General features: G+C 63.0%; 11 protein-coding genes and 1 tRNA gene. 3 read left to right on the plus strand and 9 right to left on the minus strand.

Annotated elements, in window-relative coordinates; genetic code table 11:
- Positions 1 to 56: 56 nt before the first annotated feature.
- A complete protein-coding gene (locus tag FHS49_RS09110; RefSeq protein WP_184017657.1) occupies positions 57 to 443 on the plus strand; it encodes a VOC family protein in 387 nt (128 codons plus the stop codon).
- Positions 444 to 484: 41 nt separating this feature from the next.
- On the opposite strand, the gene FHS49_RS09115 is transcribed toward FHS49_RS09110, so the two are convergent.
- A tRNA-Arg gene (locus tag FHS49_RS09115) sits at positions 485 to 561 on the minus strand.
- An 81-nt stretch (positions 562 to 642) separates the two neighbouring features.
- On the opposite strand from FHS49_RS09115, the gene FHS49_RS09120 reads away from it, so the two are divergent.
- A complete protein-coding gene (locus FHS49_RS09120) occupies positions 643 to 1,161 on the plus strand; it encodes a hypothetical protein (protein ID WP_184017659.1) in 519 nt (172 codons plus the stop codon).
- Position 1,162: 1 nt separating this feature from the next.
- On the opposite strand, the gene FHS49_RS09125 is transcribed toward FHS49_RS09120, so the two are convergent.
- The 3 genes from FHS49_RS09125 to hemB are packed head-to-tail and all read right to left on the minus strand — an operon-like array spanning position 1,163 to position 4,980.
- Positions 1,163 to 3,385: a fused MFS/spermidine synthase gene (locus tag FHS49_RS09125; protein WP_425502685.1), complete on the minus strand. Its 2,223-nt coding sequence runs from the start codon at positions 3,383 to 3,385 to the stop codon at positions 1,163 to 1,165.
- A 55-nt stretch (positions 3,386 to 3,440) separates the two neighbouring features.
- Entirely contained in the window at positions 3,441 to 3,995 is a 555-nt protein-coding gene (locus FHS49_RS09130; RefSeq protein WP_184017661.1) for a gamma carbonic anhydrase family protein, read from the minus strand.
- On the minus strand, positions 3,988 to 4,980 hold the full coding sequence (hemB, locus tag FHS49_RS09135; RefSeq protein WP_184017663.1) for a porphobilinogen synthase: 993 nt from the start codon (positions 4,978 to 4,980) through the stop codon (positions 3,988 to 3,990). The genes FHS49_RS09130 and hemB overlap by 8 nt, the downstream gene beginning before the upstream one ends.
- Before the next feature lie 89 nt (positions 4,981 to 5,069).
- On the opposite strand from hemB, the gene FHS49_RS09140 reads away from it, so the two are divergent.
- Positions 5,070 to 5,951, plus strand: a complete 882-nt coding sequence (locus FHS49_RS09140; RefSeq protein WP_184017668.1) for a diacylglycerol/lipid kinase family protein — start codon at positions 5,070 to 5,072, stop codon at positions 5,949 to 5,951.
- Positions 5,952 to 6,169: 218 nt separating this feature from the next.
- Here the strand turns inward: FHS49_RS09140 and FHS49_RS09145 are convergent, their stop codons facing one another.
- The 5 genes from FHS49_RS09145 to FHS49_RS09160 form a co-directional block, all read right to left on the minus strand.
- Positions 6,170 to 7,630 carry an MATE family efflux transporter gene (locus FHS49_RS09145; RefSeq protein WP_184017670.1) on the minus strand — a complete coding sequence of 487 codons (1,461 nt, stop codon included), beginning with the start codon at positions 7,628 to 7,630 and terminating at the stop codon, positions 6,170 to 6,172.
- A gap of 429 nt (positions 7,631 to 8,059) precedes the next feature.
- A complete protein-coding gene (locus FHS49_RS09150; protein WP_184017679.1) occupies positions 8,060 to 11,035 on the minus strand; it encodes a valine--tRNA ligase in 2,976 nt (991 codons plus the stop codon).
- Positions 11,036 to 11,078: 43 nt separating this feature from the next.
- Positions 11,079 to 11,354 carry a hypothetical protein gene (locus FHS49_RS19635; protein ID WP_246350538.1) on the minus strand — a complete coding sequence of 92 codons (276 nt, stop codon included), beginning with the start codon at positions 11,352 to 11,354 and terminating at the stop codon, positions 11,079 to 11,081.
- Positions 11,354 to 11,686 (minus strand): AAA family ATPase, encoded by a 333-nt coding sequence (locus FHS49_RS19640; protein ID WP_343052943.1) that lies wholly within the window; start codon positions 11,684 to 11,686, stop codon positions 11,354 to 11,356. Before FHS49_RS19640 ends, FHS49_RS19635 begins: the two co-directional genes overlap by 1 nt.
- A complete protein-coding gene (locus FHS49_RS09160) occupies positions 11,686 to 11,895 on the minus strand; it encodes a hypothetical protein (protein WP_184017681.1) in 210 nt (69 codons plus the stop codon). The genes FHS49_RS19640 and FHS49_RS09160 overlap by 1 nt, the downstream gene beginning before the upstream one ends.
- Between the last annotated feature and the right edge of the window lie 22 nt (positions 11,896 to 11,917).

An 11,917-nucleotide genomic window follows, 5' to 3' on the forward strand; every position in this document is an offset into this window, starting at 1 on the left:
CGCGCGCAATCTGCTATATCTGCGTTGCGAGAGGCGCAGATCATGGGAGGATCTTCATGCCGGTCTTGGGAATGGGTGGCCTGTTTTTCCGCGCGCGCGATCCCGATGCGCTCACGCGCTGGTATCGCGACCATTTGGGCGTCGGCGCGGGCTGCGTCTCCGATCCGCAGGCCCAGCCCAATGAATGGCTGTGGATGGCTCAGGGCGGCCCCACCGTCTTTACCCCCTTCAGGCAAGACAGCGATTATTTCGCCGCGGACAAGGCCTTCATGATCAACCTCCGCGTGAGCGATCTCGATGGTCTGATCGCCAGTCTGGAAGCCGCGGGCATCGCGGTGATCACCAAGCCCGAATGGGATGATCCGCTCACCGGCCGCTTCGCACGAATCCACGATCCCGAAGGCCTTGCGATCGAATTGTGGCAGCCGCCGCTGACGCCCTGATGCACCCGGCCGATGGCCGCGATGCGCGTGAGGAGGGGTAATGGTGCGCCCGGAGCGATTCGAACGCCCGGCCCTCAGATTCGTAGTCTGATGCTCTATCCAGCTGAGCTACGGGCGCATTGGAGGGCTGCGCATAGATGGATCGAACGGAGCACGCAACCCCGTTGCGGTGATTTTCAACCACGCCTAGAGCGATTTCATGAAAATTCCCGCTGCCGCCGCTCTGCTCTGCCTTTTCGCTGCTTCGGCCTGTGCGAGAACCGCCTCGAATTACCCCTCGCTCGCCCCCCGCGCGATCGAGCAGCGCGGCGAGGAGCCCAAATCCACCCCCCTGCCGCCGCCTGCCCCTGCAGACGCCGCTGTCAGCCGGCAGCTCGAATCGCTGCTGAACCAGGCGCGTGGTGGTGATGCTGCGTTTACGGCGGCACTGCCGGCTGCCGAGCGCGCGATTGCCGCCGCGCGCGGTGGTGCAGTGAGCGGAGAGGCCTGGATCACGGCGCAACAGCAACTTTCCGTGCTCGACGCAGCCCGCACACCGACGGCCACGGCCATGGCCACGCTCGATTCGCTCTATATCGAGATTGCGGGAAAGGCCGTGACCGACGCCAAGGCCGGCGGGCTCATCGAAACCGAAGCCGCGCACAGCGAAGTCCAGACGCTTTACGATCGGCAGGCCGCCAAGCTTTTGTCCTTGCAGTCAGCGCTTCGCCAACCCTGAACTATTGCGCCCAGCCCCTCAATAGAGGCAGGATGCTGGAGAAATCATCGGTCCAGGCGGTGAAGCCCGGCCTTTGCTGCAACGGACGCCACGACCCGGACGGATCGCCCCTCATATCGTTCAATCCGGCAACAGTGCCAGCATCCCGGGACAAGGCAACCCAGAGCGAACTGGAAGCATAGGGCGCCGCGCTCTTATCCTTGCCGATGTCATAGAGCATGATCGCACCATGCCATCCGCCCGCCGCGGCCGCTGCTGCGACGACCGGCTCGAGCTCCAGATAGCGGTTTGAAATGTGCACGAGGAGCATTCCCTTGGGTGCGAGCGTGCGGCCATAAATATCGAATGCTTCGCGGGTCAGCAGATGCATCGGAACCGAATCGGAAGAAAAGGCATCGAGCGCCAGAAAATCGAGGCTCGCCGGTTGCGCATCGCGCAAGGTCAGTCGCGCATCGCCGATATCGATCGGAACGCCTGGTGCGCAACGCGCCAGCAGGCTGAACTGCCCCGAATCGCGCGCGATATGCGCAACCGCCGGGTCGATCTCGTAAAAACGCCACGATTGTCCCGGTTTGCGGTAACAGGCCAGTGTGCCCGCTCCCAATCCGACGATGCCGACCCTTGCATGGGCATCCAGCGCCGCCATGACGCGCCCGACGCCCGATTTTCGGACGTAATAGCTGGTGGGTTCAGTCTCGCGACCGGGCTTCAATATCTGGATGCCATGCACGGTCGTGCCATGCACCAGTTTGCGGGCCTGCGCATTCTTGTCAGTGACGATGGTATAGATGCCGAAATAGCTCCGGGTGCGCGCATTGTCCGTGAGCGATGCCGCGATCGATTCCCACCCCCCGAAAGTAAGCAACAATCCGGTGAGCGCGATCGTCAACGGGATGGCGCGGCCAAGGCTCAGCACGCCCAATGCGAGGATGAGTGCGCCGCATAACGCGCGCGGAAGGGCGAGGGAAACCGCCTGAACGAACAGAAGCAGCACGAAAAGCGCTACGGTCAGCGTCATGATCCGGGCACGCTGCCCCGTCCCCCACAATCGACGCAAAGGCGCGAAGGCCATCGCATGGGGAACCAGCAAAGCCGCGGCCATGATCATCAGCGGATGTTCATAGGTCCAGTCGAACGCCATGGGCGCGATGAGCGCCGCGAAAAGCCCGCCGATGACGCCGCCGATCGACATGAAGAGATAGAAATTCGTGAGATGCTCTGCTTCGGGGCGCAGGCGATACATTTTCGTGTGCAGCGCGATCGAGACAACCAGCAGCAGCAGCACACTTAATCCCGCACGGAAGATCGGCTGATCCTGATCCCCGATCAGGGCAAAGCCGCCCAGCAGGAGGATCGATACCGGTGCCGCCTTTGTCACAGCGTCGGCCATGGTGCGATTGACTGCAAAGGCGGCGCTGAAACTGAGCAGATACAATCCCAGCGGGATCACCCACAAAAGCGGCATCGCCACGATATCGGTGGTGAGATAGGTTGTCGTCGACAGCATCAGGCCGGAGGGCACGGCGGCCAACAGGATCCAGTGGAGTTGAAGCAAGCGCGGCAGACTGATGGCCGGGGCTTGCGCCACCGGTGCTTCGGCTATGCCCTGACGCGGCAGCAGAAACGCGCATGTGGCCACCAGCAACGCCAGCACGACATAGCCCCCGGTCCAGAGTGCGCTTTGCGCCAGGATCGGCATTCGCGGTTCGACCAGCAATGGATAAGCGATCAGGCCGCCGAAGCTGCCCAGATTGGACGCGGCATAAAGCGCATAGGGATCCCGTCCGCCGCTGGACAGGCTGTACCAGCGTTGCATGAGCGGTGCTTGCGCCGCCACCACGAAGAACAATGGCCCGATCGAAAGCACGAGCAGCCACGGCACCCAGATCAGCGGCGCCGCATCGGCGGGCGGATCGCCCGCGATTAGGCCGATCGGCAGCCAGAATGAAGCCAGGCCAAACAGGGCGAGATGGATGAAGACCTGCCGGCGCGGCGCGAGCCGACTGATCGCATGGGCATAGGCATAGCCACCCAGCAGCAGCGCCTGATACACCAGCATCGCGCTGTTCCACACTGCAGGCGCGCCGCCAAGACGCGGCAGGGCCATGCGCGCGATCATCGGCTGGACCAGGAAGAGCAGGAATGAGCCGGTCAATATGGTCAGTACGAAGGCCGGCCCGTGCCAGTTTCGCATCGCGCCCAGTGGTTGCGCCATCGTCGCCATTGCCATTCGTCCCCCAAGATGGACGACGGCCTAAGCACTTATGGTTAAGACTGCGTTAGCCTAGGCGCGCCGCATTCTCTGCCTTGTGCGCCCTGGCGAGGATACGATAGCCTTCCACGCCCATCATGTTTCCCGCGACCTGTTCGTCGGTCAGCACACGCATCAATTTGGCGGGCCGCCCGGTCCAGAGTTCGTTCGCGCCGATCGTCTTGCCCGGCGTGAGCATCCCGCCCGCCGCGATCATGCCGCCCGATTCGATCACCGTGCCGTCCATCGTGATCGCGCCGAGGCCGACGAAGCTGCGGTCTTTCAGCAAGGTGCCATGCACCATCGCCAGATGGCCGATCAACACGTCATCGCCGATGATCGTGGGATAGCCGCCGCCTGTGCCATGGCCGGAATCGCAATGGATCACGCTGCCATCCTGAATATTGGTGCGCGCGCCGACGCGGATGAAATTCACATCGCCGCGCAGCACGCAATTATACCAGATGCTCGCCTCAGGCCCGATCTCCACATCGCCGATGATCCGGCACCCCGGCGCGATAAAGGCGCTGGGATCGATCCGCGGCGTCTTTCCATTGAACGGGATGATCGAAAAATCAGCCATGGAGCAACCGCGCCGCGTGGACCGCATGATAGGTGAGCACACCCGTGCAGCCCGCCCGCTTGAACGCCATCAGCGTTTCCAGCACCAGCGCATCGCGGTCCCCCGCTCCCGCCGCGGCGGCCGCCTCGATCATCGCATATTCGCCCGACACCTGATAAGCGAACACCGGGACTTCGAACCGTTCCTTCACCCGGCGGACGATATCGAGATAGGGCAGGCCCGGCTTCACCATCACGCTGTCCGCCCCCTCCGACAGATCGGCGGCGACTTCGCGCAGCGCTTCCTCGGCATTGGCATAGTCCATCTGATAGGTCTTCTTGTCGCCCTTCAGCAGCCCGCGAGACCCCACCGCATCGCGGAACGGGCCATAAAAGGCCGAGGCATATTTGGCGGCATAGGCCATGATCTGCACGTTCACATGGCCATCGCCTTCCAGCGCGGCCCGGATCGCGCCGACGCGGCCGTCCATCATGTCCGACGGCGCGATGATGTCCGCCCCCGCCTGCGCCTGGTTGAGCGCCTGCGCCACGAGCAAGTCCGACGTCGTATCGTTCACCACATAACCGGCATCGTCCACCAGCCCGTCATGCCCATGCGCGGTATAGGGATCGAGCGCCACATCGGTGAGCACGCCCACCTCCGGCACATGATCCTTCAGCGCGCGGATCGCGCGGCACATGAGGTTATCGGGATTGAGCGCCTCTTCCCCCCGCTCGGTGCGCAAGGCGGGTGGGGTATTGGGGAAGAGCGCGATGCAGGTAATCCCCAGATCGCGCGCTTCCTTCGCGCGCGCCACGATGCCATCCACCGACCAGCGCGAGACGCCGGGCAGGCTGGCGATCGGCTCTTCCACACCCTTCCCTTCGCTGATGAACAGGGGCCATATCAGATCGGCCGGGGTCAGCAGCGTCTCTGCATGAAGCGCGCGGCTCCACGGGGCGGAACGGGTGCGACGAAGGCGAAGCGCGGGGAATGAAGCGGTCATGATGAAGCCGCTTTCGGCCAATGCCCGAAAACGCGCAAGTGCCGGAAATGATATTGCGCCCGAAACGGTTTCCGTGCGTTTGAGCGCAGATGAGAACCATCCAATCCGCCGCGCTGATCGTCAACGCCCAATCGCGCCGCGGGCGCAAGCTGTTCAAACAGGCGCGGGCGCTGTCCAAGACCCTGCCCTTCCCGGTGAAAGCCCATGCGGTGCGCAAGCCCAGCATGTTGGAAACCACGGTAAAGCGCGCGCTGGAGGACAAGCCCGATCTGGTGATCTTGGGCGGCGGCGATGGCACGATGAGCGGCCTGGTCGATATGCTGGTGGGCGAGAAGGTGGCGCTCGGCGTGCTCCCGCTGGGTACCGCGAACAGCTTTGCGCGCACATTGGGCATCCCGCTCGATCTGCCCGGCGCGATGCAGGTGATTGCGGACGGCCATTATCGCCGGATCGATCTGGGCATGATCGATGGCGATTATTTCGCCAATTGCGCCGCGATCGGCATTTCCCCGCTGATCGCTGAAACCGTGCCGCACACTCTGAAGGCCTGGCTCGGCCGCTTCGGCTATCTGATCTGGGCGACGTGGAAATTCATGCGCTTCAAGCCCTTCACGCTGATCGTGGGCGAAGGCGAAAACGAAACGCGGCTGAAGGTGGTGGAGGTGCGCATCTCCAACGGCCCCTATCATGGCGGCACCGAATTGGTGGACGGTGCCACGGTGGATAGCGGCGAGATCGTCGTTCAGGCGGTCACCGGCCATTTCAAGCGGCGTCTGGTGTGGAACTGGTTCGCCAGCTTCTTCCGTCTGGAGGCGCGGCACGGGACGGTGGAGAGCTTCAGCGGCAAGAGCCTGCGCGTGACCACCGAACCGCCGCTTGCCATCTCGATCGACGGCGAGGTGCTGGCGAAAACCCCGGTGACCGCGAAGATTTCAGCCGGCGTGATCGAGGTGGCGGCACCCGGGCCGTAACTTCGCCCCCCAAGAGAACTGCCCCCAAGCCCGTTCGTCCCGAGCGAAGTCGAGGGACGTTGGACCAAGCCCAACGTCCCTCGACTTCGGCCTTGTCGAAGTTTATCCTGACCACCTGCCTTGCAGGCGGTCGAAGGGCGGCCTTGCCGAAGTTTATCCTGAGCGCCTGCCTTGCAGGCAGTCGAAGGGCTCGGGACAACCGGTGCCTGAGAGTGACTTCACCCCGTCGGCGTCATCCGCCCGGCTGGCTCGGTTTCGGCGCTTACGCTCTCCAGGCATTCGTCCGCGCTCGGCTGCACCATCAATTTGGCCTCGCGCCATGTCCCGCGCCGGTAATAGGCCCAGGTCAGGATCATCGAGGCGATCGAGCCGGCGGGGAAACTCCACCAGATTGCGTCCGCGCCCAGATGCGGCAGGCCGAGCAGGGCAAAGCCGATCCGCACCGGAAAAGAAGAGATGAACAGGATCACCAGCGGCGCGATCACGATGCCATTGGCGCGCATCATGGCGGACAGCACGAGCGCCACGCCGAACAATGTGAAGCTCCAGCTCACGACGATATGGATATGCTGCGCGATGGGGATCGCCGGGCTTGCCGACGAGAGGAACAGCCCCAGCACCTGCCGGTCGATCAGCGTGATCAGCACCACCATCGCGCCGGTGATCACCAGATTGAGGATCACCCCGGCCCGCGCGATCCGGTCCACCCGATCCCAGCGACCGGCGCCGATATTCTGCGCCGCCATGGCGCTCACCGCCGCGCCCACCGCGAGCGCGGGCATCTGGATATAGGTCCATATCTGCGAGGTGACGCCATAAGCCGCGGTGGTCACCACGCCCTGACGGTTGACCAGCCCGATCAGCACCAGCGCCGAGGCGGACATCACGATCATCTGCAGGCCCATCGGCAGACCCTTGCTGAGGATCACGCGGATGAGCGCGGGATCGGGCCACAGATAGCCCCATTCAGCGCCGCGCAGCCGCACCAGCAGATCGCGGCGATAGATATAGACGACCAGCGCGATCAGGCTGACGACATTGGCGATCAGCGTGGCCATGGCCGATCCGGCGATCCCCATTTGCGGCGCGGGTCCAAGCCCGAGGATGAACACCGGATTGAGCGCCGAATCGAGCACCACCGTCAGCAGCATGGCCCAGAAGGGCGACATGGAATCCCCCGTGCCGCGCAGCCCCATGGTGAGCAACACCATGAGGAAGGAAGGCGGCATACTGAGGAAGATCACGCGCAGATAGGCCAGAGCCAGCGGAAAGGCGTCTGCCGGCGTCGCCAGCAGCCGGAGCAGCGCGGGCGCGAAGATCCAGCCCAGCGTCGCGATCACGGCGGACATCAGCACGAACAGGCCGATCGCGCTGCCCAGGGCGCGGCGGACCCCGTCCACATCGCGGCGGCCCATGCTCTGCCCGATCATGATCGTGGCCGCCATGCCGAAACCGAACACGCCCGAAAACATCAGGAACATGACGAGATTGGCGTTGGACGTGGCCGCCAGCGCCCCCTCGCCCAGAAAGCGCCCCACCCAGATCGTGTTGATCGAGCCATTGAGCGACTGGAGGATGTTGGAGCCGAGCGTCGGCAGCGCAAACACCAGCAAGGTGCGGCTGATCGGCCCGGTGGTGAGATCCCTGGGACCGGATTTGGTGTCTGCTGCGCTGGCCATGGCTTTCTTTACTCACCCCGCCATCGAAGGGAAGGGGGTGACGCCGTTTGTGTCCACACCCCGGTCAAGCTGCCGCTTTCTTCTGACTCCCCTCCACGCCTTCGTGGAGGGGCTGGGGGTGGCTCTTCTCGCTTTCGCCCGCACGAAAGAAAGACCGCAGGATCGCGATCATCACACATGCACAGCCGTCATGCTGAACGCGTTTCAGCATCCACTGGTCCGCCTAGCAACAAGCTGCACTGTCGCATTCCTCCCCCTTGGGGGAGGGAGACCGCTTGCGGTGGAGGGGCAGTGCCAATGCGCCATATTCTCAGAGTTCAGCGCGGCGACTGCCCCTCCGTCAGCCTGCGGCTGCCACCTCCCCGGGCCGGGGAGGGATGATTTCGTCCCTTGCCCAAGGGATCATGGCCAACAAGGCCGAGGGGACGATCACCCCAATCGCGACAGAGCCGCCTGGAGCCGCTCCGCCTCGGCCGCCTTGTCCGCATGATCCGCCCGCGCCTTCTCCACCGCCTCGGGCTTGGCGCGCTCGACGAAGCTTGGATTGTTCAGTCGACCGGCGAGCGCATCGCGTTCCTTGGCCGCAGCCTCTATGCCCTTGGTTAGGCGCGCGCGTTCGGCGTCGAGATCGATCACGCCATCCAGCGGCAGGACGAAGGTCGCTTCATCGACCACGACCTGAGCCGCCGCCCCGCCATCATGGCTGCTGACGATTTCGATCGTGCTCAATCGCGCCAGACGGTTCAGGGCGCTGGTGTTGCGCGCGATCCGATCTTGCGTCTCCGCCGCCGCATCGCGGACGATGAGGTTCAATTTGGTTGCAGGTGACATATTCAATTCGGTCCGCGCCGCGCGGATTTCGCTGACCACACGGATCAGCCAGTCAATCTCCTGCGCGGCTGCCGGATCAAGCGCCCGCGCATCGGCCATCGGCCATTTCGCGACGATCAACTCGCTCTCGCGTGCACCCATTTCGGTCCACAATTCCTCCGTGATGAAGGGCATGAACGGATGGAGCATCACGAGGATCTGATCGAGCACCCAGCCAGCGACAGCGCGGGTTTCGTCCGCCGCATCGCCGGTTGCAGGCACGCCGCCCTCGCCCTGGATCACGGGCTTGATCAGCTCCAGATACCAGTCGCAAAAGCGGCTCCAGACGAAGTGATACAGCGTGTTCGCCGCCTCGTCGAAGCGCAGATCGGCCAGTGCGAGATCGAGCGTCTGCACCGTCTTGACCGTCTCGGCGATCACCCAGCGATTCACCGCGAGGTCCGCCGCCGGCGGCTCCAGCGTGGTAGACGCACCGATCCCGTTGGACTGGCAGAAGCGCGCGGCATTCCACAGCTTGGTCGCGAAATTGCGATAGCCCTCGATCCGGCGCTCATCCATCTTGATGTCCCGCCCCTGGCTTTCCATCGCCGCCATGAAAAAGCGCAAAGCATCGGCACCATATTGATCGATCAGGCCCAAAGGATTGACGACATTGCCCTTGGACTTGGACATCTTCGCCCCGTCCCCGGCGCGGACAAGACCGTGGAGATACAGCGTCTTGAACGGCACATCCTTCATGAAGTGCAAACCCTGCATCATCATCCGCGCATCCCAGAAAAACAGGATATCGAAGCCGGAAATCAGCACATCATTGGGATAACGGCCGCCGAGGAGCGATTTGCCCGATACCGACGGCACCTCCCCCGCCCCGTTCGTGTCGAGCGCAGTCGAGACACCGCTGGTCGTGTCCCCACGTCCCTCGACGTCGCTCGGGACAAACGGCGTGGTGTGTTCGTCTTCCGGCCAGCCCATCGTCGCGAACGGCCACAGCGCGGAGGAGAACCAGGTGTCGAGCACGTCGGGGTCGCGCGCGATCGAAATAGCTTGGTAATTTGGCAAGCCATCTTCGGTCTGCTGTGGAATAACCGCCGCAGTATTCCCGATGATGACTTTTTCATCCGGACCATAATATTGTTGGGCCAAGCTGACGGCCTCTTCCTCGGTTTCCGCAACAAAAACCTTAGTGCCGGAAAATTGTACATCTTTGTTGTTTCGGCCAGTTTGCTGGCGCGAAATTTCAATTATTAGCTTTCCGTCGCGCAATTCCGGCCCGAACCAAGCGGGAATCCGATGTCCCCACCACAATTGCCGTGACACGCACCACGGCTGGATATTCTCCATCCAGTTGAAATAGGTCTTTTCCCAGCTCTTGGGCACGATCTTCGTCGCGCCGGAGCGGACCGCGTCGATCGCGGGCTTGGCCAACGTCTCCGCATCGACATACCATTGATCGGTCAGCCACGGCTCGATCACCACGCCCGAACGATCGCCATAAGGCGTCTGGATCGTGCGCGGCTCGGCGTCGTGTTCTTCGCCGTCCTTGTCGACATGCGGCACGAGGAAACCCGCGTCCTTCAATTGCTGGACCACCGCCTTGCGCGCCGCAAACCGCTCCATGCCGAGAAACGCCTCGGGGATCAGGCCGTCGCTGGTCTGGGTGACATTCGCCTTGCCATCCAGCATGTTGAGCATGTCACGCGCCTCGATCCCGGCGCGGCGGCCGACCTCGAAATCGTTGAAATCATGCCCCGGCGTGATCTTCACCGCGCCCGACCCCAATTCGGGATCGGCATGGTCGTCGGTGATGATCGGGATCAGTCGCCCGGTGATTGGCAGCCGCACATTCTTGCCGACCAGCGCCGCATAGCGTTCGTCGCTGGCATTCACCGCCACCGCCATATCGGCCAGCATCGTCTCCGGCCGCGTGGTCGCCACCTGGATGAACCCGCTGCCATCTTCCAGCGGATAGCGCAGATGCCAGAAACTCCCTTTAATCTCGCGCGTTTCCACCTCGAGATCCGAAATCGCAGTGCCAAGGCCCGGATCCCAATTCACCAGCCGCTTGTCGCGGTAGATCAGACCCTGCTTGTGCAGGTCCACGAACACCTTGAGGACGGCCTTGGAAAAGCCCGGATCCATCGTGAAGCGCTCGTTTTTCCAGTCCATCGAGCAGCCGAGGCGACGGAGCTGCTGGGTGATCTCACCCCCGCTTTCTTCCTTCCATGCCCAGACCTTGGACACGAATTCCTCGCGCGTGAGATCGGTGCGCTTCTGGCCCGCCGCATTCATCTGCCGCTCGACCACCATCTGCGTCGCGATGCCCGCATGATCGGTGCCGACCACCCACAAGGCATCCTTGCCCTGCAACCGCGCATGTCGAACCAGAATGTCCTGCAGCGTATTGTCCAGCGCATGGCCGATATGCAGCGCGCCCGTGACGTTGGGCGGCGGATTGACGATCGTGAAGGGCGCGGCACCGGGCCGATCGGGGCGAAACAGCCCCTTCTCTTCCCAATAGGCGGCCCAGCGCGACTCTATCGCGGCGGGATCGAAAGTCTTTGCAAGTTCAGTCATGATGAGCGGCGCTTAGCAAGCGCAGCGCCTGGGGGAAAGCCGGTCAGTCGGCCCCGGCGGACAATGATGCGATCAAATCCTTCGGCGCGGAAGGATCGATGATCACCGTGCCGTCCGCCAGCTTGCGCCCAATATGCTTTGGCCGGGCACCGCTATTGTCGAAAATATCGGCCAGATCGGCATGATCGAGAAACCAGGGCAGTTGTGCCAGCGATCGCGCGCGCCGAGCAATCACCTTATCCGTCGGCACATCATGACCGCCCTTGGCCACCCGAAAAGCGATCCGCTCCAGTTGAAGCGCGGTATCGCGCACGATCACTAAACAAGGCGTATCGCAAAGCCCTGCGCCTGCGCCGCTTCGACCAGGGCGCGATATTTCCCGGTGGATAGAACGGTTTCGACGCCGATACTCCGGCGCACTTTCAGCGAGGCATGGAGCCACAGCTCGATCCGCTCCACGGCCGCCAGATTGGCCGCCTGTTGCGAAATCCCGTCATGATTCCGTATCTCGGCGGTCAGCAGATCAGGATTGATGATCCAGATCGAGCCGTCGAAATCATGCAGGAAGGCATCGGAATAGACGGTGCTCTTGCCGCAGCCATTGGGTCCGCAGAAGATCCACAACGTCGGCCGGTCGAACGGCTTCGCCACTATTCAGCAGCGACCGGAAGCTGCCTATTCTGTTTGCGCGCGCGCGATACATTGGCGCGGAAGACCGAGAGAAGATCATCCCCGAAACGGTCGCTATTCACATCGACCACACGCACCCGATGCGCCTTGCCACGGGAGTCGCGCACCGTCTGCGCCTTGGCAGCATCCGGCGCATTGTGTTCAATCTTGGCCAGGACGACTTTGGTCATGCTCACCTCTTCAGTTTTAAGA

Source organism: Sphingobium boeckii (assembly GCF_014199215.1).
Taxonomy (GTDB): domain Bacteria; phylum Pseudomonadota; class Alphaproteobacteria; order Sphingomonadales; family Sphingomonadaceae; genus Sphingobium_A; species Sphingobium_A boeckii.